The sequence below is a fragment of the Arthrobacter sp. UKPF54-2 genome (assembly GCF_007858535.1).
In the GTDB taxonomy this organism is placed as follows: Bacteria; Actinomycetota; Actinomycetes; order Actinomycetales; family Micrococcaceae; genus Arthrobacter.
Window position 1 is genome coordinate 2,140,398 of the sequence record NZ_CP040174.1, and the last position, 26,455, is coordinate 2,166,852.

A 26,455-nucleotide genomic window follows, 5' to 3' on the forward strand; every position below is an offset into this window, starting at 1 on the left:
TCTCTAGCCGGGTTCCGCGGCACCGGCCCGGCGCGACGCGGACCGCCCGGGCGCCAGTGCACTGCCCTGGGCCAGCCGGCTGATCAGCGGCTCCGTGCGGTACGGAATATGGGTGTGCAGGGCGAGCACGGTTTCGGTCCGGATCACGCCTTTGATCCGTAGGATGGACCGCAGCGCGGACTGAAGATTGTGGGTGTCGGTGGCGACCACGCGGCACCAGACGTCGCCGCGGCCGGAGATTTCGTGGACCTCGAGGACCTGGGGGATCAGGCGCAGGGCGCCCACCACGCCGTCGAGCTCGCGGTGGTTCACCTCGATCGTGACGAAGGCGACGACGTCGTAGCCCACCGCCTCCAGGTCGATTTCCCGGCCGCCGTCGTGCAGCAGGCCCGAGCGCAACATCCGGCGCACCCGCGACTGGGCCGTGTTCCGGGCGATGCCCAGGACGTCGCTGAGTTCGCCGATCTGGATCCGCGGATCCTTGATCAGTTCGAGCAGAATCTTCAGGTCGGTGGGGTCCAGGCTGTTCATATCGTCACTCCGGTTCATGCTGGCAGGCCACGGTTGATGGTTTTGCTCAATTTTGGCACAGAACTTGGCCTGAAAGGTCACCCGTGCCGCATTCTGGAGGTATCAAACTTCACCGGGCCGGCGCTTCCCCGCAGGGAGCGTATGCGGCCCGCTTCAATGCAGCAGGGGCACCGCCATGACCGTCTTCAGCGAACTTCGCATGCGCCCGGCCACGGCAGAACGCTGGGGCTGGGACGCCTCCGTCACCGCGCGCCTGGTGATGGCCGGCGTCGTGATTTTCACACTGCTGGTCGGCGCCAACCTCGCGACCCCGCTGTATCCGCTGCTGCAGGCCAAGCTCGGCATCACGGCCCTGGACGTTACGGTCGCGTTCTCCGCCTACGTGCTGGCGCTCGTGGCCACGCTGATCCTCGCCGGGCACTGGTCGGACCACATCGGCCGGCGCGCCGCGCTGCTGGTGGCCGTCCTGGTGGGCCTCGCCGGCGGCTTCGTCTTCGCCAACGCGGACAGCCTGCTGGCGCTGTGTGCGGGCCGGGCGCTGCAGGGGGCCGCCGTGGCGCTGGCCACCGGCGCCAGTTCCGCCGCCCTGCGCGAGCTGCTGCCCAGCCGGCCCGAGTGGGCCTCAAGGTTCACGCTGCTGGCCTCCGCCGGCGGCGTGGCGGCCGGGCCGGCGATCGGCGGAATGCTCTCCGTCCTCCCCGGGCCCACGTCCACGCCGTACCTCCTGCACTCCGTTGTCCTGCTGGCGCTGCTGGTGCCGCTCTACCTGCTCAAGGCCCGGCCCGCCATCACCTCTGTCGCCGGCCCGCAGCCGCTGAAGGTCCTCGCACCCCGCCGCCCCTCCGTCTCCAGCGAGGCCCGCGGCGCGTTCTGGCTCGCCTCGGCCGTCGGGTTCCTCAGCTTCGCGGTCTTCGGCTTCTGCCTCTCACTGGCGCCGGGCTACTTCGCGCAGATCGTCCACGCGGACTCCCGACCCCTGATCGGGCTCCTCGCGGGGCTGACCCTGGCAGCCTCGGCGCTGAGCCAGCTGCTCGCCGTGCGTGGCCGCTTCGTGGTGCCCGCCGGGCTGACCCTGCTGGCCGTCTCCGTGCTGCTGATCGCTGCGGCCGCGGCAATCAGCAGCCCATGGCTGCTGATCGCGGCCAGCATTACCGCAGGCCTCGGCCAGGGCGTCTCCTTCCGCACCGTTTTCAACGATGTGGCCGGGAAAGTGGAGGCATCCCGCCACGCCCAGATCATCAGCACCGTCTACGTGATCACCTACCTCGGCAGCGCCTTCCCGGTGATCGGGCTCGGTCTGGCCGCCGGCGTCTTCGGCCTGCAGGCCGCCGTGGCAGGCTTCGTCGGGCTCTGCGCTGTGTTTGCCGTTGCCCTAGCGGCGCTCACGCTGCGGAATGCCCTGCGTGCGCAGGCCTGAGGCCCTGCCTGAGGGCGCCCGGCTCCGTCCGCGGCTAGCGGTACTGAGCTAGGCCCGACCGCCGGGGCGAAGAATGGGCATGTAACACCCGCCGGCACAGGGAATGGGCATGTTTGTCGGTCGGCTGGGGACATGTCCAACGCCGAGCGCTAGCAATGGACATAGTGCCAATATGTCCGCCCGCCAGCCCGAAGAATGGGCATGTCCGACGGGGCCGGCCCGAAGAATGGGCATGTCCCACCCGCCGGCGCCAAGAATGGGCATGTTCGTCGGTCGGCTGGGGACATGTCCGGTCCAGGACGCGAGCAATGGACATAGTGCCAATATGTCCACCCGCCGGCACGAAGAATGGGCATGTCCCACCGGGCCGGCATCGAAACCACCCGATCACCAGGGTGCATCCAACGCCCGGCCCGCCGGAGTTAGTCCGGCAGCGGTCCGTGGTTGCCCTGGATGTGGTCGAACACGAGGGTGGTCTCGGTGTGGCCCACCACCGGATCCGTTGCCAGGTTGTCCAGTACCCAGTCGCGCAGGTCCTCGGTGGTGGCGACGGCGATGTGCAGCAGGTAGTCCACCGAGCCGGAGGTGTGGAAGGTGGAGAGCACGGCGGGCAGTTTCGGCACCCGGGCGGTGAAGCGGTCGATTTGTTCGCGGTCGTGGGCGCGCAGCCGGACGGCGATCAGCGCCTGCACCGAGCGGCCCACGGCGGCGAGGCTGAGTTTGGCTTCAAAGCCCTGGATGATGCCGCGATCGGACAACGCCCGGGTGCGCATCAACGCCGTGGACGGGGCAATCCCCACCAGTTCGGCCAGGTGCTTGTTGGAGATCCGGGCGTCCGCGACCAGGGCGGCGAGGAGGCGCTCGTCAATGGCGTCCAGGGGTTCGCTGGTGCCTGCTGCGGGCCGAACATTCTTCGTGGGGGTGCTCACGGATCCTCCTTGATGTGGTGTGAGTTCATCATAAACGGCCCTTTCCGGCAGTTCCATTCACAGCCCCTACAAAAGTCCGAATTAGTGCCAGATACTTACCGCATTCAATGGTGAATATTCAAAAGGAGTACGGTGCTTTCTCAAGACTCGCTGGCGGTCCACGCCGGCCGGAACGGCCTGACGGAACTCGGCGTCCACGCTGTCCCGATCGATCTCTCCACCACGGCCCCGCTGCCCTCGGTCCACGACGGCGGACTCGCCTACGAACAGATGGCCACCGGCGGCCCGCATCTGGACGGCCAGAGCACGGTCTACCAGCGGCTGTGGAATCCCACCGTCGCCCGCTTCGAGGAAGGCGTCGCCCTGCTCGAGGCCACGGAAGAAGCCGTCGCATTTGCCACCGGCATGGCCGCCCTGAGCGCCGTGCTGCTCGCCGTCGTCGGCACCGGGAAGAAGCACGTGGTGGCGGTGCGCCCGCTCTACGGCGGCAGCGACCACCTGCTGGCCTCCGGGGTGCTCGGGACCGAGGTCACCTTCACCACCCCCGAGGGCATCCGCGCGGCGATGCGTCCCGACACCGGACTCGTCATCCTGGAAACCCCTGCCAACCCCAGCCTGGAGCTCGTCGACATTGCCGCCGCGGCGGCCGCGGCGGACGGGGTGCCGCTGCTCGTGGACAACACCTTCGCCACCCCCATCCTCCAGCAGCCCTACCGGCACGGGGCTGCGATGGTGCTGCACAGCGCCACCAAGTTCTTCGGCGGCCACGGCGACGCGATGGGCGGCGTCGTCGCCGCTTCCCCGGAGTGGGCCGTCCGGCTGCGCCAGATCCGCGCCATCACCGGCGGCATCCTGACGCCGTGGCCGGCGTACCTGCTGCACCGCGGGCTGGCCACATTGCCGGTCCGGGTGCGGGCGCAGCAGGCCGGTGCCGAGAAGGTCGCGGCCTCCCTCGCCGGGCACGAGCTGATCCGCCGGGTCTATTTCCCGGGCCTGCCGGAGTGTGATCCGCGGGGCCTGATCGGAACGCAGATGGCGGGCCCCGGTTCGCTGCTGGCGTTTGAGCTGGCCAGTGCCGAGCACGCCGAGCGTGTCCCGGCCGCCGTCAGCATGATCACGCACGCCGTCTCGCTCGGCGGCATCGATACGCTGATCCAGCACCCCGCGGGGCTGACCCACCGGCCGGTGGCCGCGGAGGCCAAGCCGCACGCCAGCCTGCTGCGGCTGTCCGTGGGGCTGGAGGATCCGGCGGACATCGTGGCGGACCTGGTCCAGGCCCTCGAGGCAACCCGCTAGCGCGCCGCCGTCCCCGCCGGGGCCGCGCCCCGTGCCCCGGCGGGATGCACGACGGCGGTGATCACCGCCGTCGTGCAGGCCAGCCCCATCACTGACAGGGCAAGGGCCGCCCAGCCCAGGGACTGGAAGAGCAGTCCGCCGGCCCAGCCGATGACGCTCGAGCCCAAGTAATACGCGAGGTTGTACAGCGAGGCGGCCTGCGCGCGGCCGGTGCTGGCGATCACGCCGGTCCAGCCGGAGCCGATGCTGTGGGCGGCGAAGAAGCCGCCGGTGAACAGCAGCAGCCCGGCCAGAATCAGGCCCAGCTGCTGGGTCAGGGTCAGGGCCAGGCCGGCGACCATCAGTACGGTGCCGGCTACCAGCACATTGCGCCGGCCGAAGCGTACCGTCAGGCCGGCGGCCCAGCGGGCGGAGACGGTGCCGGAGAGGTAGGCCAGGAAGATCAGGCTGATCAGGGTGGCCGGCAGGCTGAACGGTTCGCCGGAGAGCCGGAAGCCAAGGTAGTTGTAGACCGCCACAAAGCCGCCCATCAGCAGGAATGCCTGGACGTAGACGGCCAGCAGCCGCGGGTTCCGGGCATGCCCGGACAGCGTCGAGAGGGCGCCGCGGAAACCGCCGGCGGCAGCGGCGGTGAAGTTCCGGGCGGGCGGCACCAGGATCAGGAAAAGGACGGCCGCGGCCGTGGCCATGACGGAAACCGCCAGCGCCGCGGCCCGCCAGCCCCACAGGTCACCGACCGGGCCGGCGACGAGCCGCCCCGCCAGCCCGCCGAGCGTGGTGCCCGCAACGTAGGTGCCGGCGGCCAGTGCGGCATGGGCCTTATTGACTTCCTCGTTGAGGTAGGCGATGGCGATGGCCGGGATGCCGCCCAGCGCCATACCCTCGGCCATCCGCAGGCCCAGCAGGACCGGAAAGCTCGGTGCCAGCGGGGCCAGCAGCCCCAGCACCGTGGCCGCCGAGATGCCCCAGGCCATGGCACGGACCCGGCCAATCCGGTCGGCGAGGAAGGACCACGGGAGCACGGTCACGGCCAGGCCCACGGTGGCCAGCGAGATGGTCAGGGCCGCCTCGGCCGCCGTCACCTGCAGCTCGCGGGCGATGAGCGGCAACACGGCCTGGGTGGAGTACAGCTGGGCGAACGCGGCGACGCCGGCGAAGGCGAGGCCGGCAAGGATCCGGCGGTAGGCAGCCGAACCCTTCGGATGGCCCGCCCACCCGGGATTGCCGGCGCGGGCCGCCGCCCCGACACTGGCTGCGGAGGGGGAGGGGCTGAGCGGGAGGCGGGACATTCCACCAGATTAGGCGTCCGAAAGACATGCTTCCAATGCATGTTTTCTATAAGATCAATAGCAAATTTGGAACAATTTAGGAGCCGGGTGCCGTGGACGTGCAGCATAAGCAGCTGGTCCAGCTGCTGCCCCTGCTGCCGCTGCTCGCCGAGCTCGGCCGCACCCAGCACATCACCGCGACCGCCGAGGTGCTGGGGCTGCCCCAATCCACGGTGAGCCGGGCCGTCGCGCGGGCCGGCGCCATCATCGGCACCGAGTTGCTGATCCGCGACGGCCGCGGCGTGCGGCTGACCGCCGCGGCCAAGGCCCTCCTGCCGCACATCGAGGCGGCGCTGGGCGAGTTCCAGGCCGGGCTGGACCTGGTCCGGCACGAGTCCGAGGTGGTGCGCGGACGCATCGCGGTCTCCTTCCAGCACACCTTCGGGGAGGCGATGCTGCCGCTGCTGATCAGCGCGTTCCGGCAACGGCATCCCCAGCCGGCCTTTGACCTCAGCCAGGGCGCGCGGGACGGCTGCCTGGCCGAACTGGCCGCGGGCGACGCCGACCTGGCCCTGACCGCACCCGTCGCGGCGCCGAGCAGACTGATCTCCTCGGCCCGCCTCTACCGCGAGCCGCTGCGTCTGGTGGTGCACCATTCACACCCGCTGGCCACGCGCCGCCGGGCCCGGCTCGCGGAGATCCGGCACGACCCGTTCGTGGCGATGGGGCCGGGTTACGGCATGCGCTCGCTGACGGACGCACTGTTCCGGGAAGCGGGCTTCCGGCCCCGCATCGCTTTCGAAAGCCAGGACTCCCACACGGCCAGGGGACTCGTCTCGGCCGGACTCGGCGTCAGCATCCTGCCGCCCGGCGGGCTGGCCCCCGGACGCCACACCCCGGCGCAGCCCGGCGAGCTGGGCTGGGTGGAGCTGGCGCTGGACTCCGGGCTGGCGTTCCGCGAGATCGGCCTGGCCTGGCGGGAGCGGCGCGGGGGAGCGGACGCCGAACCGGACCCGGTGCGGCTGTTCCGGGAACTGGTGCTCAGCGAGGGCCCGGCGCTGCTGGCCGGGTTTGTCCGCGGCCGCTCCGGCAACTGACCCGGCGACTCCGCGTCGGGTCAGCCGTCGCCGCCACCGTCGTTCGCTCGCGGGTTCCGTCCGGGCTCGACGTTTCCACACGGCGAGCCCGGAGCGAAGCCGCGAGCCGGCGCACCGGCGACGCCGCCTCAGCCCAGCAGCCCCGCCATGACCTCCGCGACCGAACCCGCCCGAGCCTGCTGCCAGCCGGTGCCGGCCCAGAGATTGAGCCTCTCCGGGTCCCCGGCGGCGGCAGCGGCTGCCCGCAGCGGGGCGGTGAGGTGGTGCACGGCCGGGTAGGCCTCCGGCGCGTCGGGGTGGTCCCGGACAAACTCATTGACCAGCGCCCTCGCCCAGCGCCCGGTGAAGGCCCGGGTCAGTTCGGTCTGCGTGAAGTGCGGGCTGGCCAGCGCATCCTTGTGCAGCTGCCGCGCGCCGCTCTCGTCCGTGCGCAGGAAGGCGGTGCCCAGCTGGCCCGTCTCGGCCCCCGCGGCACGCGCCCGGTCCAGGTCCGCGGCGTCCATGATCCCGCCGGCCGCCGCGAGGGGGAGCTCGACGGCGGCGCGCACCGCCGCGACCAGCTCCGCCGTCGTTCCCCGAGCCGCGGGACCCCCGGCGGAACCCCCTGCAGCGGAACCCGGCAGGAATGCTGCGCTGTGGCCCCCGGCGCACGCATGCTGCACCACCAGGGCGTCCACGCCCTGCTCGGCCGCCTGCCGGGCCTCGGCCACCGAGGTGACCGTGGCCAGCACCGCCGACCCGGCCCGCTGCAAAGCACGGACCACCGCCGCGCCGGGAAGCCCGAACGCGAAACTGACCAGCTCCACCGGGTCGGCCAGCAGGGCATCGATCTTGCCCTGCCACTCTCGTCGTCATCGAGGCGCAATGGCGGCAGCTCCACACCGTAACGCGCGGCATCGGCACGCAGCTCCAGCTGGTACTCCTCGAGCACAGCCAGGGCGGCCGCGGACGGAGCCAGCTGGGCCGGGTCCGGGACGAATACATTCATGCCGAACCGCGCGCCGGAGACGCGGGCGGCACGGATGTCCGCCTGCATGGCGGCAACGCCCCTATAACCGGCCGCCAGGAAGCCCAGGCCCCCGGCCGCGTGCACGGCTGCCACGAACGCCGGCGTGGACGTCCCTCCCGCCATCGGGGCGGCGACAACCCGGGTGCCAAAGAGACCGTGCGACATTGCTTTCTCCTGCCAGTGATTCAGTAGGCTGTTCCGGTGACCCATTCTGACATCCCGGCCTCGCCGGCAGCCTCCGCCTCCGTCGCTTCCGGTGCCGTGATCGGACTCGATATCGGCGGGACCAAGACCCGCGGGGTCCGCTTCGAGGCCGGAACGCCGGTGGCGGACGAATCGGTCGGCAGCGCCAACGTCCAGAACGTCAGCCAGGACGAGGCCGTCCGGAACCTGGCGGAACTTTTCGGCCGGATCGGCGGGGGAGACGTCGCCCAGGTCTACGCCGGAGCGGGCGGCATCGACACCGACGACGACGCCGCGGCGCTCGCCGCGCTGATCGCCCCGCACGTGCCGGGCGCCAAGGTCACCGTGGTCCACGACTCCCGCCTGCTGCTGGCCGCCGGCGGTGCCAGCACCGGCGTCGCCGTCATTGCCGGAACCGGCTCGGCCGCGTGGGGCAAGAACAGCCGCGGCGCCGAGGCCCGGGCCGGCGGTTGGGGCTACCTGCTCGGCGACGAAGGCAGCGGCTACTGGCTGGGCCGCGAAGCCGTGCGCCACAGCCTGCGCCGGATGAACCAGGGGCTGGAACCGGATGAGCTGACCCGTGCCCTGCTGGACTCCTGCGGGGTGGACCACCCAAACAAACTGATTGCGCTGTTTCACTCGCCCCGGACCGGGCGCCGCTTCTGGGCCCAGCGCGCCCGGCTCGTCGTCGAAGCCGCCGACGCCGGCCACGCACCGAGCCGGGCGCTGATCGAGCAGGCCGGCCGCGACCTCGCGGGCCTCGCCGAACAGACCGTCCGGCAGCTGGGCATCGAGGGCCCGGTGATCCTGGGCAGCGGCCTCGGCATGAACGTGCCGCGGCTGCAGGACGCGTTCCGCGGGGCCCTGGCCGGCGCCGGGATCACCGATGTCCGGGTCCTGCAGCAGGAGCCGGTGTTCGGTGTACTCCAGCTCGTCGCCGAGCAGGGCTAGCGCACAACTACTGCCGGCGCCGGGGGCGCAACGGGACCCCGGGCAGCGGCGGAGCCGGGATCCGCCCGGCCTCGGCGCCGGCGTCGGGGCCGTGCCCGCGCACCAGCCCGAACCGCGCCCGCGCCGCGTCGTCGTCCGGGAGACCGGCCTGGGCTTCCCAGTCCAGCCGCGACTGCTCCACCTCCTCGTGGCTGCGGCCCACGAAGTTCCACCACATCAGCAGTTCCTCCTCGAACGGCTCGCCGCCCAGCAGCACAAAACGGGTGCCCGGCGCGGCGTCGAGGTCCAGGCGGCTGCGCCCGGTGCCCAAGTAGCCCAGCGGCCCCGGCGCCACCACGTCCTGGCCGTCCAGCGACAGTGTCCCGTCGAGCACCAGCACGGCGTGTTCGAAGCCCGGGTCCAGCGGCAGGCTGATCCGGCCGGCGCAGCTGATGTCGGCGCCCACAATCGGGGAGTACACCGTCGCCGGGGAGGTGGCGCCAGCGAGGGTTCCCACGATGACCGTCGCGGTGAAGCCGTCGCCGCGGACCACGGGAAGCTCGCGGTGCTGTTCAAAGGCCGGGGCACGGTGCCGTTCGGCGTCGGGCAGCGCAACCCACAGCTGCAGCCCCCGCTGCAGCGGCAGTTCGTGCTCCGCCCCGCCTGCTGGAAGTACCGCGAACTCGGAGTGCGAGACGCCGTGGCCGGCGGTCATGATGTTCAGCTCGCCCGGGCGGACCAGCACGTCGCTGCCCACGCTGTCCCGGTGGCGGATGGTGCCGGCCAGCGGCCAGGTGACGGTCTGCAGCCCGGTGTGCGGGTGCGGCAGTACCGACATCGCCACCCGGTCCGGGCCGAAGCTGTCCAGGAAACACCACGCACCCACGGTCGGCAGCCCGCGCTGCGGCAGCGTCCGGGAGACGTTCATGGCGCGGACCCCGCCGAGCGGGACCTCACGGGCCGGCCACAGTTGCAGGCACGGCCCGCTCGCGGCGCCCGCCACACTGTGGGCGGCCGGGCAGACTTCTTCGGGCGGAAGGACTTCGAGATTGGTCACCCTCAAACTCTAGGGCCCGGACGGGAGATCCGGCAGGGCCCGCGCTGCGCCGTTAGGCTGGTTCAATGACCCTCCCATTCGACACCCGCCCAGCCGCCTACGCCGTCATTGTCCGCGACGACAGCCTCCTGCTGGCGTACTGGAAGCAGGGCGGCCGCGAAGGCTGGACCCTGCCCGGCGGTGGCCTGGACCTCGCCGAGCATCCGGTGGACGGGTGCCGCCGGGAAATCCACGAGGAGACCGGGTACGACGCCCGGATCGGCGCCCTGCTCGGGATCGACGTCGGGCACTGGCCGGCCGAGACCCGGCTCGACGGCGGCCAGCGGGACTTCCAGTCGCTGCGGCTCGTCTACGAGGCGAGCGTCAGCGGCGGCGAACTGCGCCACGAGGTGGGCGGCAGCACCACCCACGCTGCGTGGATCCCGCTGGCCGAGGTGGCGGGCCTGAACCGGGTCTCGCTGGTGGATGCCGGGCTCCGCCTCTACCGCGAGCGGCCGCTGGACGGCAAACTCGTGTGACAAAAAGCTGGCCACCCGCGGTGCGGACGGCTAGCCTAGAGACACCGCGGCCGGGATGGCCGCCAGACGGCCGGGGAGGTGGAAGTGATGACTGCAACGGATCTGCGCGCACCGCGCACAACCTCAAACCACTTCATCATTCCTGCCCCGCACGTCCGCACTTCCTAGCCCACCACAGCTGACCGGTCCGGCTGACCGCAGCGGGCAGCGCGCTTTCCGGGGCCCAGCAAAGGGTTTCCATTGAATCTTCACCGCAGTCAACAAACGGCTCTCCAGGGGCCGGTCCGTTTCGGTTTCACCGACGCCGTCACGGAGCTTTTCTCCTCCCATCCCGTCCCGGGCGGGACCAGCGCCGGACGGGTGGTGCGGGTGGACCGCAACCTCGTCCTGGTGGCGGACCACAACGGCCAGTCGCACCTGCCCTACCCGCGGACCGGGAGAATCCCGGCCACCGGCGACTGGGTCTGGCTCGGCAGCAACCAGGGCGGAGAGTCCGCCATTCTCGGCGTGCTGCCGCGCCGTTCGGAGCTCAGCCGCAAGCGCGCCTTCGAGGCCTCCTCCGAGGCGCAGGTGCTCGGCGCCAACATGGACCTCGTCGGTGTGGTGGTCCCGGTGGACCGTCCGCTCACCCACAACAGGCTCGAACGCACCCTCGTCGCCGCCTGGGATTCCGGCGCCACCCCGCTGGTGGTGATCACTAAAGCGGACCTCGCCGAGGTGGCGGACGACGTCGTCGGGCAGGTCTCGCTGCAGGCCGCCGGCGTTGCGGTGGTCACTACCAGCGCCGAGCAGGGCGACGGCCTCGATGAGCTGCTGGGGCATCTCCCTCCCGGCGGCACCATCGTGCTGCTGGGCCCCTCGGGTGCCGGCAAATCCACCCTGATCAACGCGCTCGTGGGCTTCGAAGCCCAGGAAACCGGCGCGGTAAGGGCAGGCGACGGCAAAGGCAGGCACACCACCACCTCCCGGGAACTGGTCCCGCTGCCCGGCGGGGCGGTGCTGATGGACACGCCCGGGGTGCGCGGCTTCGGATTGTTCGATGCCGAGGACGGCCTGGACGAGGTTTTCGGCGACCTCGAGGACCTCTTCGCCCGGTGCCGGTTCGCTGACTGCGCGCACGGCCGCGAACCCGGCTGCGCTGTGCAGGACGCCCTCGCCGGGGGCGAGCTGGACAGCCGCCGCTGGGCAAGCTACCTCAAGATGCAGCGCGAAGTCGCGGCATTGGAGCGGCGCCACGACGCGGCCGCCCGGCGCGCCTACCAGCGGGAGTGGCACCAGAAGGTGGTGGTGGCCAGCAGGAGCCAGCGCGCCGCCGAGCGGCTCAGCCATGACCAGCCCCGCAGGGCCACGGAAGGGGGCAAAGGAAAGGGCAACGGCCGCCGGAAATAGCCGCCGGAAATAGCAGGCCCATCCGGAAACCCGCCGGTGCCGAATGCAGGGGGTAGCCCCCGCGCCGCCGGCGGGATCCGGGCCCGATTCGTCCTATCGGCACCCCGGCCCGCCAGCGGCGCCAGCTACGCTGGGCCATACCCGCTTTACAGCCAAAATTCAGGATGCATATGATCAGTTGGCTGGACCGTCCCATGTTGCCGCCAACAGATAGGTAAGCCCGGAATGGCAGAGGCCATGATCGAGTTCCAGAGCGTCACCAAGCAGTACCCGGGCGGCCAGGCCGCCGTCGACGATCTGAGCATGTCCATCGACAAGGGCGCCATCACCGTCTTCGTGGGACCATCCGGCTGCGGCAAGACCACCTCGCTGCGGATGATCAACCGGATGGTCGAGCCGACGTCCGGCACCATCACCGTGGACGGACGGGACGTCACCACCGTGCCCGCCGCGCAACTGCGCCGCTCGATGGGCTACGTCATGCAGTCCTCCGGTCTCATGCCCCACCGCTCCGTCCTGGACAACATCGCCACCGTCCCGCGGCTCAACGGCGTGTCCAAGGCGGCGTCCCGCAAGCGCGCGGAGGAGCTGCTCGACGTCGTCGGCCTCGCCGCCGGGCTCGGCCGGCGCTACCCCTCACAGCTGTCCGGCGGCCAGCAGCAGCGCGTCGGGGTGGCCCGTGCGCTCGCCGCCGACCCTCCCGTGCTGCTGATGGATGAACCGTTCAGCGCGGTTGACCCCGTGGTGCGCGATGAACTGCAGAAAGAGCTGCTCCGGCTGCAGCGCGACCTGGCCAAGACCATTGTGTTCGTCACCCACGACATCGACGAAGCGACCGTGCTGGGGGACAAGGTGGCCGTCTTCGCGTCCGGCGGGAAGCTGGCGCAGTACGCCACCCCGGAAGAGATCCTGCGGGCCCCGGCCAACGACTTCGTCGCGTCCTTTGTGGGCCGCGACCGGGGGTTCCGGCACCTCGCGTTCAGCCCGTCCGACGGCGTCGCGGTCCACCCGGTCCACACCGTCCGCGCGGGCGAACTCGCCCGCGGCGGCGGCCCGGACACGGACGAATGGCAGCTTGTGGTCGACGACGAGCGCCGGCCGCTCGGCTGGAGCGCGCCCGGCGCCGGCCCGGCCACCGTCCCGGGAGGATCGCTCTTCCATAAGGGGGAGACGCTCCGCCGGGCACTCGATGCGGCCCTGTCCTCGCCGTCCGGACTCGGCGTCGCCGTGGACGCGGACGGCAGGGTGGCCGGGGTGATCACGGCCGCCGAAGTGCTCGCCCTGATCGAAGCGGACCGCCGGGTCCGGCAGGGCGCGCACTGATGGAATGGTTCCTGGCCAACAGCGGGCAGGTCTTCAGCCTCGCCGGCCAGCACCTCGTCCTGGCCGTCCTGCCGATGATCTTCGGCCTGCTGATTTCCATCCCGCTGGCCCAGCTGGCCCGGCAGAACCGCACCCTGCGCACCGTGGTCCTCACCGCCTCCTCGCTGCTTTACACCATTCCCTCGCTGGCGCTCTTCATCATCCTGCCGACCGTTCTGGGAACCAGGATCCTGGACCCGGTCAACGTCGTTGTGGCCCTGACCATCTACGCCGTCGCGCTCCTGGTCCGGGCCGCCCTGGACGCCTTTGACTCGGTGGACGAGGACCTGCAGCAGGCCGCCGTCGCGATGGGCTTCAAACCCCTGGCCCGGTTCCTGCAGATCGACCTGCCGTTGTCGCTGCCCGTGCTCTTCGCCGGCCTCCGCGTGGTCTCGGTCAGCAACATCTCCCTGGTCAGCGTCGCCGCCCTGCTCGGCATCGGGAACCTCGGCATGCTCTTCACATCCGGGCTGCAGCGCGACTTCGTGACCGAGGTGCTCGTGGGGATTGTCGCCATCCTCTTGCTGGCGCTGCTGATGGACGCCGTGCTGGTGCTGCTGGAACGGCTCCTGACGCCCTGGACCCGGGCCGGCGCGGGCTCGCCGGGTCAGCCCGGTGAGCCCGCCGCGGCCCGGCGTCTTTCCGAATCTGCCGCGGGGGCATCCGCATGAGCGACGTCTTCACCGACACCTTCGCCTGGCTTGCCGACCCGAAGCACTGGGCCGGCAGCAACGGCATCCCCGTGCGCCTGGCCGAGCACCTGCAGTACACCGGGCTGGTGATGCTGATCGCGTCCGCCATTGCGGTGCCGATCGGACTCTACGTGGGCCACACCGGCCGGGGACGGGTGGCCGTGGTGGCCCTCGCCGGTGCCCTCCGCGCGCTGCCGACCCTGGGACTGCTGACGCTCTTTGTCCTGCTGGCGGGGATCGGGCTGATGCCCCCGGTCTGGGCGCTCGTGATCCTGACCGTGCCGCCGCTGCTGGCCGGGACCTACGCGGGAATCTCCAGCGTGGACCGGAACGTGGTGGACGCCGCCCGGGCCATGGGGATGACCGAACTGCAGGTGCTGTTCCGCGCCGAGTTCCCCAACGCGCTGCCGGTCATGTTCGGCGGGTTCCGCACCGGAGTCCTGCAGGTGATCGCCACGGTGTCCGTGGTCGCCTACATCAACCTGGGCGGCCTGGGCCGCTACCTCTTTGACGGCCTCGTCCTCTCCGACTTCCCGCAGATGCTCGGCGGCTCGCTGCTCATCGCCGGGCTCGCGATCGCCGTCGACCTGGTGCTTGTCCTGTTCCAGCGGCTCTTCCTCACCCGCGGGGCCGCCCGCAAACCGAACCGCAGCCAGCAGGCCGCGGTACATCTCACAGACCCCGCGACCGCGGAGGCTGTTGTTCAAGGAGGTACGTCATGAAGGAAAACCGCCCACCTGCACTCCGCAGGCGCGCATTCGGCGGCCTGGCCGCCGGCGTCGGCCTGGCCCTGGCCCTGTCCGCGTGCGGAGGCTCGTCCAACCCGCTGTCCTCGGCACCTGCCAGCGGCGGTTCCTACGGCGGGGCCGGCGGCACCCTCGTGGTCGGCTCCGCCGACTTCACCGAGAGCCAGATCATCGCCGAGCTCTACGCCGGGGCGCTCAACGCCGCCGGCGTCACCGCCAGCACCAAGCCGAACATCGGCTCCCGTGAGGTCTACTTCAAGGCCGTGCAGGACGGCTCCGTGGACGTGATCCCCGACTACAGTGGCAACCTGCTGCTGCACGTCAACAAGGACGCCACCGAGATCTCCGCCGACGACATTGCCAAGGCGCTGCCGGGCAAGCTCCCCGACGGGCTGGCCGTGCTCGATGCGGCCAAGGCCGAGGACAAGGACGCCATGGTGGTCACCAAAGCCACCGCGGAGAAGTACAAACTGAAGTCCATCGAGGACCTGGCCAAGGTTTGCAGCGAGATCGTGGTTGGCGCACCGGCCACCTTCGCCGAACGCGCTTACGGGCTGCCGGGCCTGAAGAAGAACTACAACTGCGAGCCCAAGAAGCTCGAACCCTTCAGCGACGGCGGCGGCCCGGTCACCGTCAAGGCCCTGCTCTCGGACCAGGTCCAGGTGGCCGACATCTACACCACCACCCCAGCCATCGCGGACAACGACCTGGTGGTGCTGGAGGACCCGAAGAACAACTTCATCGCGCAGCAGGTCCTGCCGCTGTACAACAAGGCCAAGATGACGGACAAGGCCAAAGAGGCCCTCAACGCCGTCTCGAAGCTGCTCACCACAGAGGACCTGATCAACCTCAACCGTGCCGTGGGCGGCAGCCAGAAGCAGAACCCCAAGGACGCCGCGGCGGCGTGGCTCAAGGACAAGGGCCTGGTCAAGTAGACCGGAGCCTGTGACAGTCCGACGGCGGCTGCCGGCCCGGTTCCGCCGGCCGGCAGCCGCCGTCGTTGTGTCCCCGTCCCGCCGGACGGGCGGCCGTATGACGCGGGCTTCTGCTGTGAGACAAGTCTCAACGGAAGTACATCCGCCATATGGCATATTTGATGAATGGCAGAATTCAAGCAGTCCACCAAGCTTCACAATGTCCTCTACGACATCCGTGGACCGATTCTTCAGGCCGCCCAGCAGATGGAGGCCGAGGGCCACCGCATCCTCAAACTGAACATCGGAAACCCGGCCCCGTTCGGGTTCGAAGCGCCGGACGCGATCCTGGTGGACATGATCCGCCACCTGCCGCATGCCCAGGGCTACAGCGACTCCCGCGGCATCTTCTCCGCCCGCACCGCCGTCTCGCAGTACTACCAGACGCGCGGGATCCAGAACATCCACGTCGATGACATCTACCTCGGCAACGGTGTCAGCGAGCTCATCACGATGTCGCTGATGGCCCTGCTGGACGACGGCGACGAGGTCCTCATTCCCACCCCGGACTACCCGCTCTGGACCGCTTCCGTGGCCCTGGCCGGCGGCAAACCCGTGCACTACCTCTGCGACGAGGAATCCGGCTGGCAGCCGGACCTCGAGGACCTCGAAGCGAAGATCACGCCGCGCACCAAGGGCATCGTGGTGATCAACCCCAACAACCCCACCGGGGCCGTCTACCCGGAGGAAACGCTCAAGAAGATCGTGGCGCTGGCCGAAAAGCACGGCCTCGTCCTGTTCGCCGACGAGATCTACGAGAAGATCCTCTACGAGGACGCCGTGCACGTGAACATGGCCGGCCTCACCGGCGACGACGTGCTCTGCCTGACCTTCAGCGGGCTGTCCAAGGCGTACCGGGTCTGCGGCTACCGGGCCGGCTGGATGGCCATCTCCGGTCCCAAGAAGGAAGCCGCCGACTACCTCGAGGGCATCAACCTGCTCGCGAACATGCGGCTGTGCGCCAACGTGCCGGCACAGCACGCCATCCAGACGGCCCTGGGCGGCTACCAGAGCATCAACGACCTGATCCTGCCGGGCGGCCGGCTGTTGGAGCAGCGGAACAAGGCCTACGACATGCTGAACGCGATCCCTGGGGTCAGCACCCAGCAGGCCCGCGGCGCGATGTACCTGTTCCCGAAGCTGGACCCCGAGGTCTACCACATCCGCGACGACGAGAAGTTCGTCCTGGACCTCTTGCGCCAGCAGAAGATCCTGGTCTCCCACGGCCGCGCCTTCAACTGGGTCCGGCCGGACCACTTCCGGATGGTGACCCTGCCGAACGTCAAGGACCTGGAAGAAGCGATCAACCGCATGGCGGACTTCCTGAGCCGGTACCAGGGCAACTAGGATTCGGGACAGCAGCGCTGCAGGACGGCCGTCCGGCGGGCAGGCTGCCCGAACCGGAAAGAGGCTTTGATGGCAGATGTCGTGAACTTCGACGAACACCCGGCTGACACCCTGAAGGCAGGGAAGAAGTTCAAGCTCGGCGACGTCGATCCCGGCTCCACGCCGGGCTACTCCGGTGACAAGGCGGAGGGTGAGAAGTTGCTCAGCGAGCTCGACGGCAAGCTCACCAACCTCCAGGAGCAGCTTTTCGCGGAGTCCCGGATCGGCGGAAAGAAGCGCGTGCTGCTGGTCCTGCAGGCCATGGACACCGCCGGCAAGGGCGGGATTGTCAACCACGTGATGGGCCAGATGAACCCGCAGGGCGTGCAGTTGAAGTCGTTCAAGGCGCCCACGCCCGAGGAGCAGTCCTACGACTTCCTCTGGCGGATCGAAAAGGAAGTTCCCGCGGCCGGCATGGTGGGGGTCTTTGACCGCTCCCACTACGAGGACGTGCTGATCCACCGGGTGCACCGCTGGGCGGACGCCGAGGAACTGGAGCGACGCTACCGGGCGATCAATGAATTCGAAGCCCGGCAAACGGCCGCCGGAACGAAGATCGTCAAGGTCATGCTGCACATCAGCCGCGACGAGCAGCAGGAACGCCTGCTGGCCCGGCTCGAGGACCCCGCGAAACGGTGGAAGTACAGCGGGAACGACCTCAAGGAACGGGCCTTCTGGGACGACTACATGGACGCGTACCAGGCCGCGTTCGAGCAGACCAGCTCGGAGCTTGCGCCCTGGCATGTGGTTCCGGCGAACAAGAAGTGGTTCGCCCGGATCGCCGTCCAGCAGCTGCTCCTGGACGCGCTCGAAGGGCTGGGCCTTGAGTGGCCCGTCCCGGAACTCGACATCGAGATGGAGCAGGAGCTGGTGCGGCGCTCCTAGCCGGCGCTCCGCTCAGTTGTCCTGGGCGGCCTGGTCCCGGGCCGCCGCGAGCCGCTTGCGGGCACCCTCGAGCCACTGCTCGCAGCGCTTGGCGAGGGCTTCCCCGCGTTCCCAGAGGGCGAGGGATTCTTCAAGGCTGGCGCCGCCGGCCTCCAGCTTGCCCACCACACCCACAAGCTGCTCGCGGGCTTCTTCGTAGCTCAGCGCGTCAAGGTCGGCGTCCGGGGTTGCTGCGTTCTCTGTTGCCATGTGGTGCTCCTTTTCTGGTTCCCGCGCGGGCCCGTGCGGGGCCGGGACGGGGGACGTCGGGTTTGTCTGGATTGGGAGGGCCCGGTCAGTCTCCGGCGGGCTGCTGGCCGCCGGTGGACTGGGCCGTGAACCTGCCGCCGGCCACCCGGACGGCCAACGCCGTGCCCGCCGGTGCCTGGTCGGGGTGCCGTACCACCTCGTGGCGGGTTCCCGGGGTGGTGGTGCCGTCGTCGAGCTGGACGACGGCGTAGCCGCGGTCCAGCGTCTTTTGCGGCGAGAGGGCGCGGATCTGGGCCTTGAGGTGGACCAGCTGGTCGGCCGCCCGTACGACGGCGGTGTTGATCGCCGCGTGCGCCCGGCCCTTGAGCCGTTCGACGTCGTCATGCCGGGCGGTGACCATGCCTTCGGGGGCCGCCAGCACCGGCCGCGAGCGAAGCGACGCGAGGCGGTCCGTTTCCCGCTCCACCAGGCGGGTGACCCCGCGGCGCAGCTGGTCGCGGGCCTGCCGGACCCGGGCCAGTTCCTCCGTCACGTCGGGGACGATCCGCTTCGCGGCGTCGGTGGGCGTCGAGGCGCGCAGGTCCGCGACGTCGTCGAGGATAGGCCGGTCCGCTTCGTGGCCGATCGCGCTAACCACCGGCGTGGCCGCGTCCGCCACGGCCCGGATGAGTTCCTCGCTGCTGAAGGGGAGCAGGTCTTCCAGGGCGCCGCCGCCGCGGGCGATGACAATGACATCGACCTCGGGGAGGGCATCCAGTTCCCGCAGGGCACCGATGACCTGGGCCACGGCGGTATTGCCCTGTACGGCCACCTCGCGGATTTCGAATTCGACGGCGGGCCAGCGGAGCGCCGCGTTGCGGAGGACGTCTTTCTTGGCATCGGAGTCGCGGCCGGTAATCAGGCCGATCCGGTGGGGGAGCAGGGGCAGGCGCTTCTTGCGGGAGTCGGCGAAGAGTCCCTCCGCCGCGAGGGCCTGTCGCAGCCGTTCAACCCGGGCCAGCAGATCGCCGAGCCCCACCGGCCGGATGTCCTTGACGGACATGTTCAGCCGGCCCGTCTTCAGCCAGAACTCGGCTTTGATCAGGGCCACCACGCGGGAGCCGCGCTCCAGGGGCGTGGCCTGGCGGTCCAGGACATTGGTCCAGACCGACGCGGGGAGGGAAATCTCCGCATCAATGTCGCGGAGCGTGAGGTAGGCGTTGGTGCCGCGCCGGTTGAGCTCGATGACCTGGCCTTCAACCCAGGCCGAGGGCGCCCGGTCGATGTACCCCTTGAGCTTCTGCGAGAGCAGTTGCAGGGGCCACGGGTTGTCCGGGCTGGTGCCTGCCGCGGTGGCCGGCAGGGTGGTCGCCGCTGCGGTTTCCTCAGACATGCCGGTGACCGCCGGCGGCGTGTGCCTGGTGCAGTTGCTGGTCCGGGTGCTCGTGCATGTGGTGCGGGGTCCTTTGATGGAGGCGGGATCTGCGTCAACTCTATCCATAGCTGTACCAGCAGGGCCGGACGTTTTGGCCGCCGCTTTCCGGTTCGCCGAAACGCCCCCGTAGGATGGCACTACTCCCAACCCTTCCAGGAGATTTTCGTGCGCACTTTTGTCTCGGCCGTCGCCGTGCTGATCGGCCTAGCCATGGCCGCCGTCGCCGTCCCGGCCATGTGGGTGGACCGCAACATCGTCCAGGAGGACGGGTTCGTGGCGCTCACCGCACCGCTCGGCAAGGACCCGGCCTTCCAAAAGAGACTCGCCACCGCTGCCGTGAACAGCATCGGCTTCGGGGACCAGCAGCTTCCGGACGCCCTCGCCAATGTGGTGAAGCCGATTCTGGAGGACGCCGCGCAGTCGATGACGTCCATGCCCGGATACTCCGACGCCTGGGCCGAGACGCTGCGCCGGAGCCACCGGCTGAGCTTCGCCGATCCGCGCACCCTGCCGGCGGACGTCGACGGCGCCACTTCCCTGACCCTGGACGTCGCACCGCTGGTGGGGCTGGTGGTCAAGCGGGTCTCGGAGTCCTCGCCCATGCCGTTGAAAGCGCCGGAGACGGTGCGGATCGGCATCGGCCAGTCCAACCAGCGCCAGCTGATCGAAAGGGTTTCCGCCTACGCGCCGATGGGCTCAGCCGTGGCCGTGGGCTCGGCAATCGCGTTCGTTCTGGCGTTTGTCGCCGCCCGGCGGAAGTGGACGGTCCTGGCCGGAACCGGCCTGGGTGCCCTCGTCCTGGCCGCGGTGTGGAAGTTCGGCGCGGATGCTGTGGGCCAGGCGGTCCTGGGGACCCGCAGCGGCAACGATGTGGCCGAGACTTTCAAAAGCGAGTTCGTGGCCGCCTCCCTGGCGGGCTTCGGACCATGGATTGTGGTGGCACTCGTGGCGGGAGCGTTCCTGCTGGTCGCCGGGATCGTGCTCCGGGTTGTCTCCTCCCGCCGGCCGGCCCCAAACACCGGGCCATAACGAACACCGGTAGCATTGGGGCATGACCTCCACCGCTGTATCCATCCCGATGCCCTCCGTTCCGCGCCGTCGGCGAACGCCGGAGGAAGTACTGGCGGCAGCCCCCGTGACCGGGGCGAAGAAGGTGCTCCTGGCGGCGCCGCGCGGCTACTGCGCCGGCGTCGACCGCGCAGTGATAGCCGTGGAAAAGGCGCTGGAGCACTACGGCCCGCCCGTCTACGTCCGCAAGCAGATCGTCCACAACGTCCACGTGGTGAGCTCCCTCGAGGAAAAGGGCGCGATCTTCGTGGACGAGACCGATGAGGTTCCCGAAGGGGCCCTGGTGATCTTTTCGGCCCACGGCGTCTCGCCCGCGGTCGTGCAGTCCGCCGAGGACCGCGGCCTGCGGACCATCGATGCCACCTGCCCGCTGGTGACCAAGGTGCACAAAGAGGCCGTCCGCTTCGCAAAGGACGACTTCGACATCCTGCTGATCGGCCACGACGGCCACGAGGAAGTCGAAGGAACCGCCGGCGAGGCGCCCGAGCACATCCAGATCATCAACGGCCCTCACGAGGTGGACAAGGTGACGGTCCGCGACCCGGAAAAGGTCATCTGGCTCTCGCAGACCACCCTGAGCGTGGACGAAACCATGGAAACCGTGCGCCTGCTCAAGGAGCGGTTCCCCACCCTGCAGGATCCGCCCAGCGATGACATCTGCTACGCGACCACCAACCGCCAGGTGGCCATCAAGAAGATCTCCCCGCAGGCCGATCTCGTGATTGTCGTTGGTTCGGCCAACTCCTCGAACTCCGTGCGCCTCGTGGAAGTTGCCCTGGAATACGGGGCCAAGGCATCGTACCGGGTGGACTTCGCCAACGAGGTGGACGAATCCTGGTTTGAGGGCGTCGCCACCGTCGGCGTGACCTCGGGCGCCTCCGTGCCGGAGGTGCTGGTGAAGGATGTGCTCCGGCTGCTGGCCGACTACGGCTACGGCACCGTCGAGGAAGTCGTCACGGCCGAGGAAGACCTGCTGTTCTCGCTGCCGAAGGAGCTCCGGGCCACCCTGAAGCAGGCCGGGGATGTCACCCGCGCCCTGGGCGGCCGCGGAGCACGCCCCGCGGAAAAGCCCTAGGCGGCCGACTCTTCCGACTCGCCGTCACCGTCATCGGCGGACTGATCGACGCCGGGACGTTCGACGCCGGTGTTCCCGGCGGTGATGCCCTGCTGCAGTTCCGGGGCGGCCACTGCGCGCGGCGTGGCCTCGACCGCGACGGGCGTCGCGAGGCCCGCCACGTCCAGGGCGTTGAGCTTGCGCGCGGTGGGGAGCACCCGGGCCTCCAGGGTGCCGACCAGGGAGTTGTAGCGGTCCACCGAGGTCTTCAGCGACGAGCCCAGCTTGGAGACATTGTCGCCCAGGGTGCCCATCCGCTCGTAGAGCTGCTGGGCCAGTTCGAAGAGCTCCCGGGCGCTGTCCGTCAGCACATCCTGCCGCCAGGTGAACGCCACCGACTTGAGGACCGCGAGCAGCGTCCCGGGGGAGGCGAGCACAACGTTCTTGGACAGGGCGTAGTCCAGCAGGGCCGGATCGGCGGTCAGAGCGGCGGCGAGGATCGACTCGGCGGGCAGGAAGCACACCACCAGTTCGGGGGCGTTGCCGGGAATGTCCCAGTACTTCTTGTTGCTCAGCGCATCAACGTGGGCCTTCAGCGCCTTCGCGTGGGTGGCAAGCAGCGCCTGCTGGCCGTTCAGGGACACCGACCCGGGGGCGCGGCCGCCGGCGGGGGAGCCCAGCTCCTGCGCCTCCAGGTACGCGGTCAGCGGCACTTTGGCGTCCACGACGAGCTGCTTGTCGCCCGGGAGCTGCACCACGAGGTCGGGCCGGACCGTGGTGTCGGACCCGGAACTGTGCAGCTGCTCGTGGAAGTCGACGTGCCGCAGCATGCCCGCGGCTTCCACCACACGGCGCAGCTGGACTTCGCCCCACTGGCCGCGCGCGCTGTTGGACCGCAGCGCCGATTCGAGCGCGTGCGTTGACCGCAGCAGCTGCTCGTCCGAGAGCCTGGCCTCCTGCAGCTGCTGGGCCAGCTGGCCGTACTGTTCCAGCCGGTCCCGTTCCAGCAGCGAGACCTGTTGCTGGACCGCGGTGAGTTTTTCGGCCACGGGAGCCAGCGCGCGCAGCACGCTGCCATCCTGGGTCCGGGCGTCGCCCAGCTCCCGGTTCTGTGCCGCAAGCAGGCGCCGTTCGGCGTCGGCGGCGGCGAACTGGGCGCTGACCTCGGCCAGGCGCGCGGAAACGCCGTCGAAGTCCTCCTCGAGGGCCGAACTCCGGCGGCGGGAGACCACAAAGGTGAAGGCGGCGCCGGCCACGGCGCCGATCAGCAGCATCAGCAGGGCAAGAATGAGTGCAAAAGCGTCCATGTCTTCACTCTGGCACGCGGCTCTGACAGTTTTGCCGGTGGCGCACCGGACGGGCGCCCCGGAACGACGCCGACGGCGGACCGTGCCCCGCCGCCGCAGGGGCCAGGGGCGTTTACCGGTAGAATCAATACTCGTGGCTCTTACTATTGGCATCGTCGGACTGCCCAACGTCGGCAAATCAACTCTTTTCAACGCACTGACCCGCAACCAGGTGCTCGCGGCGAACTACCCGTTCGCCACGATCGAGCCGAACGTCGGCGTCGTGAACCTGCCCGACCCGCGGCTCGCCAAGCTGGCCGAGATCTTCGGCTCCCAGCGGCTGCTGCCAGCTCCGGTGTCCTTTGTGGACATCGCCGGGATCGTCAAAGGCGCATCGGAGGGCGAAGGCCTGGGCAACAAGTTCCTCGCCAACATCCGTGAAGCCCAGGCCATCGCGCAGGTCATCCGCGTGTTCGATGACCCCGACGTCATCCACGTCGACGGCAAGGTGGATCCCCGCTCGGACATGGAGATCATCAACACCGAGCTGATCCTGGCTGACCTGCAGACCATCGAGAACGCCATTCCCCGGATCGAAAAAGAAGTCAAGATCAAGAAGCGGGAAGCGGCGGAGCTGGCCGCCATCAAGGCCGCGCAGGTTGTGCTGGAGCGCGGCGACACCATCTTCTCCTCGGTCAAGAGCGACAAACTGGAGATGGAGCACCTCAAGGAGCTCGGCCTCCTGACCGCCAAACCCGTGATCTACGTCTTCAATGCGGACGAGGGAATCCTGGGCAGCCCGGAAAAGCAGGAAGAACTGCGCGCCATGGTGGCCCCGGCGGACGCGATCTTCCTTGACGCGAAGCTCGAGTCGGACCTTGTTGAACTGGACGAGGACGAGGCGCGCGAAATGCTGGAGATGAACGGCCAGGAGGAATCCGGCCTCGACCAGCTGGCCCGGGTAGGGTTCCACACGCTGGGGCTGCAGACCTACCTGACCGCCGGCCCCAAGGAAACCCGGGCCTGGACCATCCACCAGGGCGACACCGCACCCCAGGCCGCCGGCGTGATCCACTCCGACTTCCAGCGTGGCTTCATTAAAGCCGAGGTGGTCTCCTTCGACGACCTGATCGAGGCCGGATCCATGGCCGAGGCGAAGGCCCGCGGCAAGGTCCGGATCGAAGGCAAGGAATACGTTATGGCCGACGGCGACGTCGTTGAATTCAGATTTAATGTGTAGTTTTTGACCTCTAATGCCTCTTGCGATGGCCGCCAGGAACACGTGTTCTTAGCGGCCATGTGCTTTCTCAGACCGGTGGCCGCCGATGCTGCCTGCATTTATGCCGCATGGTCGCTATTTCTTGCCGGCCTTGAGGTCGGTCACCGTCTTTGCGATTCGGCGGCCCCGGGTCTCTGCGGTCTTCGCATCCGAGATCGGCTCTACGCAACGCCGTTGGCTGCTGTAGTTCAGGCTCTCGTAAAAAGCCTTCGCCTCCGGCTCCGTCTCCATGGCCGCGGCGAGATCTTCGGGAACGTCTACGACGCGCGGTTGGGTGTCCAGTTCGAGGTCGACCTCTACAGTGTCACCGGCAGATGCACCGGTCAGTTCACGGTTGGCCGCACTAATGCCAACCATGTTTTGGCCCTCCATCACCGCGATGCTGCTCCGGTAGCTCTTGCCGTTGATGGTGACGACCACTGGCGGCCGCCTGCCGGCACCGAGCGCGTGGACGATGCCCTCCGGGACCTCGATGCCCGCTTTGTTGCCGCCGCCCTGGATGGTCGTGGTGAATTTCATGCTCACAGTATGCCTGCAACCCCACTCTTCCGAGCAGGACTCTCAGCGGGGCCGGGCGCCCGGGCTTCCAGCGCTGCCGGCTCCGACGAGGTTTCCCGAGGCCGGTCCCGGTACTCCGGTCCGGCCGCAATGAATTCGGCTAGAGCTTTGGATGGGCGCGGTCAACGGGACCGGTCCCACCAAAGCGCCGGTAGGACGCGGCTTGCTGAGTTGCACCGAAGTTACTAGGGGCAACCCAAAGTGTGGGCGCCGGCATAATCCGGCGCCCACACCGTGGTCGGGCGGTGTTACTCAGTGCTTCTTGAAGGCGTCCTTGACTTTCTCGCCGGCCTGTTTGAGGTCGGCTTTGACCTGATGACGTTTGCCTTCGGCCTTTAGTCGGTCGTTGCCGGTGGCGTCTCCGGCGGTTTTTTGCCCCTTGCCGTGGAGTTTCTCGGCAGCGTTGTGGATCTTTTCTCCTAAACCCATGGCGATTCTCCTTATGTGGCCGCTTCTGCGGCGTGATGCCGCCGAAACCGGGAATTAATTGTAGCGGTGAGACGGTCACCCTGGGGCCCTGCGCGAGAACGGTGTGCAGATCAACGCCGAAAATGTCCACGAGCGGCCAGAGAACAATCGCGGCCAAGTCTTTGAGGATGTTGCCCCGGATGTTCCATGCCACAGGCTAGTTGTGGGTGGCGGCGGCGACGACTCCGATGGCTAGATAGGCGAAGCCAATCAGGCCAATTCCGCGACTGCCTCTTGGACGTGGGCCAAATCCGCGTATCGTCGCTCATCTCCCACCGCAGGTATGAACACTTTATAGGAGCGCGCCACTCATTCGGGGAGACCGGCATACTTCGCGGCGGTCGGGACGATAGAGCGGCGGGCGAGACGGGTACAGGGCCCGGGCTATTCGGCCGTAGTGCTGCTCGGCGCCTTTTTGACTGTGGCCAGCAGGAGGACTCCGGCGACGGCTGTTGCGCCGGCGAGAAGGAATGCGATGAATGCTTCTGCCGGGGCTGTGTCGGCCTCACCGAGGACGGTGATGCCTAGGGTGACGGCGACGAGCGGGTCGATTACTGTCAGACCTGCGACGACGAGTTCTGGTGTCCCTCGGGTGTGGGCGTTTTGGACCAAGAATGTCCCGAACAGGGCGGCGACGATTAGCCCTGCCAGACAGGTCAGGGATAGCCATTCGAAGTCGCCCTGGAAGAGTCGGGCAATGACGGTTTTGGCCAGCGCCGCGACGAACCCGAAGAGGATCCCGGCTCCGGCGGTAAACACGACGGCGCTCCAGCGGTGGCGCCAGAGACTGAAACCCGTGCCAAGCGCGGCGAGGATGGCGCCGAGCAGTATAAGAATTGTGATGAGGTGCCGGTCGGTTATTTCAACGTCGCGCGCGGAAACTGCAGCGACTGCAACGAACACCCCGACACCGGCAATGCACAGGGCCACCGATGTGAGCGCGCGGCGGCCTGGGGACCTTCGTGTCATTCTGGCAGTTGCCAGGGTCGTGACCACAAGGGCTACCGCGCCAATGGGCTGCACAACGATCAGGGGTGAGAATCTCAGACTTGCGAGCTGCAGCAGTATTGCTGCTCCCAGCATGGCTGTGCCGGCGAGCCAGACGGGTTTTCCCAGGAGGGCCTGCAGCCGGCCCCCGCCCATGCTCCCGGCGTTGCGCCCCGGTGCTGGCGCCTGCTCGCCTACGGCTTTGTGTTGGAAGAGGGTGCCGAGGGCCAGCAGGATCGCTCCGGCGACGGCGATCGGGATGCCAAGCCAGTGATAGGACGACAAGATCGGCACTGCGGCAGTCTGGATCATGATCCGACCCTACCGGTGGCTTGCGGCGCTGACTGCACCGCCTCAGCGCCGTGCAGGACAAGGGGCCTGGTGCATAGGAGGACCAGCGGCTGCCGGCCAGGCCTTATCCGG

General features: G+C 69.0%; 25 protein-coding genes and 1 pseudogene. 15 read left to right on the forward strand and 11 right to left on the reverse strand.

The genetic code is table 11. The features are described from left to right. Window positions 1-3: 3 nt before the first annotated feature. Window positions 4-531 (reverse strand): Lrp/AsnC family transcriptional regulator, encoded by a 528-nt coding sequence (locus E7Y32_RS09860; RefSeq protein ID WP_146336956.1) that lies wholly within the window; start codon window positions 529-531, stop codon window positions 4-6. Window positions 532-706: 175 nt separating this feature from the next. On the opposite strand from E7Y32_RS09860, the gene E7Y32_RS09865 reads away from it, so the two are divergent. Beyond that, window positions 707-1,948 (forward strand): MFS transporter, encoded by a 1,242-nt coding sequence (locus E7Y32_RS09865; RefSeq protein WP_146336957.1) that lies wholly within the window; start codon window positions 707-709, stop codon window positions 1,946-1,948. A 422-nt stretch (window positions 1,949-2,370) separates the two neighbouring features. Here the strand turns inward: E7Y32_RS09865 and E7Y32_RS09870 are convergent, their stop codons facing one another. Further along, window positions 2,371-2,877: an Lrp/AsnC family transcriptional regulator gene (locus E7Y32_RS09870; RefSeq protein ID WP_146336958.1), complete on the reverse strand. Its 507-nt coding sequence runs from the start codon at window positions 2,875-2,877 to the stop codon at window positions 2,371-2,373. Between the two features lie 132 nt (window positions 2,878-3,009). Here E7Y32_RS09870 and E7Y32_RS09875 point away from each other — a divergent pair, with 132 nt between their 5' ends. Beyond that, window positions 3,010-4,173 carry a PLP-dependent aspartate aminotransferase family protein gene (locus E7Y32_RS09875; protein ID WP_222433442.1) on the forward strand — a complete coding sequence of 388 codons (1,164 nt, stop codon included), beginning with the start codon at window positions 3,010-3,012 and terminating at the stop codon, window positions 4,171-4,173. Here E7Y32_RS09875 and E7Y32_RS09880 read toward each other — a convergent pair. After that, window positions 4,170-5,462: an MFS transporter gene (locus tag E7Y32_RS09880; RefSeq protein ID WP_146336960.1), complete on the reverse strand. Its 1,293-nt coding sequence runs from the start codon at window positions 5,460-5,462 to the stop codon at window positions 4,170-4,172. The two genes, E7Y32_RS09875 and E7Y32_RS09880, sit on opposite strands and share 4 nt — an antisense overlap. Window positions 5,463-5,554: 92 nt before the next feature. On the opposite strand from E7Y32_RS09880, the gene E7Y32_RS09885 reads away from it, so the two are divergent. After that, a complete protein-coding gene (locus E7Y32_RS09885) occupies window positions 5,555-6,538 on the forward strand; it encodes a LysR family transcriptional regulator (RefSeq protein WP_146336961.1) in 984 nt (327 codons plus the stop codon). 128 nt (window positions 6,539-6,666) lie between these two features. Here E7Y32_RS09885 and E7Y32_RS09890 read toward each other — a convergent pair. Then, window positions 6,667-7,712, reverse strand: a pseudogene (locus E7Y32_RS09890) (nitronate monooxygenase). Between the two features lie 36 nt (window positions 7,713-7,748). On the opposite strand from E7Y32_RS09890, the gene E7Y32_RS09895 reads away from it, so the two are divergent. Next, the gene (locus E7Y32_RS09895) at window positions 7,749-8,681 is read left to right on the forward strand and encodes an N-acetylglucosamine kinase (RefSeq protein ID WP_146336962.1); all 933 of its coding nucleotides are present in this window, start codon (window positions 7,749-7,751) and stop codon (window positions 8,679-8,681) included. A gap of 7 nt (window positions 8,682-8,688) precedes the next feature. On the opposite strand, the gene E7Y32_RS09900 is transcribed toward E7Y32_RS09895, so the two are convergent. Next, entirely contained in the window at window positions 8,689-9,717 is a 1,029-nt protein-coding gene (locus tag E7Y32_RS09900; RefSeq protein WP_146336963.1) for a pirin family protein, read from the reverse strand. Window positions 9,718-9,782: 65 nt separating this feature from the next. On the opposite strand from E7Y32_RS09900, the gene E7Y32_RS09905 reads away from it, so the two are divergent. The 8 genes from E7Y32_RS09905 (at window position 9,783) to E7Y32_RS09940 (ending at window position 17,669) form a co-directional block, all read left to right on the forward strand. After that, entirely contained in the window at window positions 9,783-10,235 is a 453-nt protein-coding gene (locus E7Y32_RS09905) for an NUDIX hydrolase (RefSeq protein WP_146336964.1), read from the forward strand. A gap of 240 nt (window positions 10,236-10,475) precedes the next feature. Beyond that, a complete protein-coding gene (gene rsgA, locus E7Y32_RS09910) occupies window positions 10,476-11,624 on the forward strand; it encodes a ribosome small subunit-dependent GTPase A (protein ID WP_146336965.1) in 1,149 nt (382 codons plus the stop codon). A gap of 225 nt (window positions 11,625-11,849) precedes the next feature. Next, entirely contained in the window at window positions 11,850-12,947 is a 1,098-nt protein-coding gene (locus tag E7Y32_RS09915) for an ABC transporter ATP-binding protein (RefSeq protein WP_146336966.1), read from the forward strand. After that, window positions 12,947-13,657 (forward strand): ABC transporter permease, encoded by a 711-nt coding sequence (locus tag E7Y32_RS09920; protein WP_146336967.1) that lies wholly within the window; start codon window positions 12,947-12,949, stop codon window positions 13,655-13,657. The genes E7Y32_RS09915 and E7Y32_RS09920 overlap by 1 nt, the downstream gene beginning before the upstream one ends. Then, entirely contained in the window at window positions 13,654-14,400 is a 747-nt protein-coding gene (locus tag E7Y32_RS09925) for an ABC transporter permease (RefSeq protein ID WP_146336968.1), read from the forward strand. Before E7Y32_RS09920 ends, E7Y32_RS09925 begins: the two co-directional genes overlap by 4 nt. After that, window positions 14,397-15,359, forward strand: coding sequence for an ABC transporter substrate-binding protein (locus tag E7Y32_RS09930; RefSeq protein ID WP_146336969.1), 963 nt, complete (start codon window positions 14,397-14,399; stop codon window positions 15,357-15,359). Before E7Y32_RS09925 ends, E7Y32_RS09930 begins: the two co-directional genes overlap by 4 nt. Before the next feature lie 165 nt (window positions 15,360-15,524). After that, a complete protein-coding gene (locus E7Y32_RS09935; protein ID WP_146336970.1) occupies window positions 15,525-16,745 on the forward strand; it encodes a pyridoxal phosphate-dependent aminotransferase in 1,221 nt (406 codons plus the stop codon). Between the two features lie 69 nt (window positions 16,746-16,814). Then, window positions 16,815-17,669 (forward strand): polyphosphate kinase 2 family protein, encoded by an 855-nt coding sequence (locus E7Y32_RS09940; RefSeq protein WP_146336971.1) that lies wholly within the window; start codon window positions 16,815-16,817, stop codon window positions 17,667-17,669. 12 nt (window positions 17,670-17,681) lie between these two features. Here the strand turns inward: E7Y32_RS09940 and E7Y32_RS09945 are convergent, their stop codons facing one another. Both E7Y32_RS09945 and xseA read right to left on the reverse strand, forming a co-directional pair. Then, window positions 17,682-17,918 (reverse strand): exodeoxyribonuclease VII small subunit, encoded by a 237-nt coding sequence (locus E7Y32_RS09945; protein WP_146336972.1) that lies wholly within the window; start codon window positions 17,916-17,918, stop codon window positions 17,682-17,684. A gap of 85 nt (window positions 17,919-18,003) precedes the next feature. Then, a complete protein-coding gene (xseA, locus tag E7Y32_RS09950; protein ID WP_146336973.1) occupies window positions 18,004-19,290 on the reverse strand; it encodes an exodeoxyribonuclease VII large subunit in 1,287 nt (428 codons plus the stop codon). A gap of 207 nt (window positions 19,291-19,497) precedes the next feature. Here xseA and E7Y32_RS09955 point away from each other — a divergent pair, with 207 nt between their 5' ends. Both E7Y32_RS09955 and E7Y32_RS09960 read left to right on the forward strand, forming a co-directional pair. Beyond that, the gene (locus tag E7Y32_RS09955) at window positions 19,498-20,361 is read left to right on the forward strand and encodes a hypothetical protein (RefSeq protein ID WP_146336974.1); all 864 of its coding nucleotides are present in this window, start codon (window positions 19,498-19,500) and stop codon (window positions 20,359-20,361) included. A 22-nt stretch (window positions 20,362-20,383) separates the two neighbouring features. Next, window positions 20,384-21,475 carry a 4-hydroxy-3-methylbut-2-enyl diphosphate reductase gene (locus E7Y32_RS09960; protein ID WP_146336975.1) on the forward strand — a complete coding sequence of 364 codons (1,092 nt, stop codon included), beginning with the start codon at window positions 20,384-20,386 and terminating at the stop codon, window positions 21,473-21,475. Here the strand turns inward: E7Y32_RS09960 and E7Y32_RS09965 are convergent. Then, window positions 21,472-22,761 (reverse strand): DNA recombination protein RmuC, encoded by a 1,290-nt coding sequence (locus tag E7Y32_RS09965; RefSeq protein ID WP_146336976.1) that lies wholly within the window; start codon window positions 22,759-22,761, stop codon window positions 21,472-21,474. The genes E7Y32_RS09960 and E7Y32_RS09965 overlap by 4 nt on opposite strands. A gap of 133 nt (window positions 22,762-22,894) precedes the next feature. Here E7Y32_RS09965 and ychF point away from each other — a divergent pair, with 133 nt between their 5' ends. Then, the gene (gene ychF, locus E7Y32_RS09970) at window positions 22,895-23,980 is read left to right on the forward strand and encodes a redox-regulated ATPase YchF (protein WP_146336977.1); all 1,086 of its coding nucleotides are present in this window, start codon (window positions 22,895-22,897) and stop codon (window positions 23,978-23,980) included. A 114-nt stretch (window positions 23,981-24,094) separates the two neighbouring features. Here ychF and E7Y32_RS09975 read toward each other — a convergent pair whose 3' ends face one another. The 3 genes from E7Y32_RS09975 to E7Y32_RS09985 all read right to left on the reverse strand — a co-directional run bounded on the left by E7Y32_RS09975 (window position 24,095) and on the right by E7Y32_RS09985 (window position 26,344). Continuing rightward, window positions 24,095-24,538, reverse strand: coding sequence for a YdeI/OmpD-associated family protein (locus E7Y32_RS09975; protein ID WP_146336978.1), 444 nt, complete (start codon window positions 24,536-24,538; stop codon window positions 24,095-24,097). 291 nt (window positions 24,539-24,829) lie between these two features. Further along, window positions 24,830-25,006, reverse strand: a complete 177-nt coding sequence (locus E7Y32_RS09980; protein WP_146336979.1) for a CsbD family protein — start codon at window positions 25,004-25,006, stop codon at window positions 24,830-24,832. A 423-nt stretch (window positions 25,007-25,429) separates the two neighbouring features. Further along, window positions 25,430-26,344: a DMT family transporter gene (locus E7Y32_RS09985; protein ID WP_146336980.1), complete on the reverse strand. Its 915-nt coding sequence runs from the start codon at window positions 26,342-26,344 to the stop codon at window positions 25,430-25,432. Window positions 26,345-26,455 lie beyond the last annotated feature (111 nt).

Bases quoted from the DNA above. Each gene is read 5' to 3' on its own strand.
- E7Y32_RS09860 (WP_146336956.1), bottom strand. From the start codon at position 531: ATGAACAGCCTGGACCCCACCGACCTGAAGATTCTGCTCGAACTGATC.
- E7Y32_RS09865 (WP_146336957.1), top strand. From the start codon at position 707: ATGACCGTCTTCAGCGAACTTCGCATGCGCCCGGCCACGGCAGAACGC.
- E7Y32_RS09880 (WP_146336960.1), bottom strand. From the start codon at position 5,462: ATGTCCCGCCTCCCGCTCAGCCCCTCCCCCTCCGCAGCCAGTGTCGGG.
- E7Y32_RS09905 (WP_146336964.1), top strand. From the start codon at position 9,783: ATGACCCTCCCATTCGACACCCGCCCAGCCGCCTACGCCGTCATTGTC.
- E7Y32_RS09915 (WP_146336966.1), top strand. From the start codon at position 11,850: ATGGCAGAGGCCATGATCGAGTTCCAGAGCGTCACCAAGCAGTACCCG.
- E7Y32_RS09920 (WP_146336967.1), top strand. From the start codon at position 12,947: ATGGAATGGTTCCTGGCCAACAGCGGGCAGGTCTTCAGCCTCGCCGGC.
- E7Y32_RS09925 (WP_146336968.1), top strand. From the start codon at position 13,654: ATGAGCGACGTCTTCACCGACACCTTCGCCTGGCTTGCCGACCCGAAG.
- E7Y32_RS09930 (WP_146336969.1), top strand. From the start codon at position 14,397: ATGAAGGAAAACCGCCCACCTGCACTCCGCAGGCGCGCATTCGGCGGC.
- E7Y32_RS09935 (WP_146336970.1), top strand. From the start codon at position 15,525: ATGGCAGAATTCAAGCAGTCCACCAAGCTTCACAATGTCCTCTACGAC.
- E7Y32_RS09940 (WP_146336971.1), top strand. From the start codon at position 16,815: ATGGCAGATGTCGTGAACTTCGACGAACACCCGGCTGACACCCTGAAG.
- E7Y32_RS09945 (WP_146336972.1), bottom strand. From the start codon at position 17,918: ATGGCAACAGAGAACGCAGCAACCCCGGACGCCGACCTTGACGCGCTG.
- xseA (WP_146336973.1), bottom strand. From the start codon at position 19,290: ATGTCTGAGGAAACCGCAGCGGCGACCACCCTGCCGGCCACCGCGGCA.
- E7Y32_RS09960 (WP_146336975.1), top strand. From the start codon at position 20,384: ATGACCTCCACCGCTGTATCCATCCCGATGCCCTCCGTTCCGCGCCGT.
- E7Y32_RS09965 (WP_146336976.1), bottom strand. From the start codon at position 22,761: ATGGACGCTTTTGCACTCATTCTTGCCCTGCTGATGCTGCTGATCGGC.
- E7Y32_RS09975 (WP_146336978.1), bottom strand. From the start codon at position 24,538: ATGAAATTCACCACGACCATCCAGGGCGGCGGCAACAAAGCGGGCATC.
- E7Y32_RS09980 (WP_146336979.1), bottom strand. From the start codon at position 25,006: ATGGGTTTAGGAGAAAAGATCCACAACGCTGCCGAGAAACTCCACGGC.
- E7Y32_RS09985 (WP_146336980.1), bottom strand. From the start codon at position 26,344: ATGATCCAGACTGCCGCAGTGCCGATCTTGTCGTCCTATCACTGGCTT.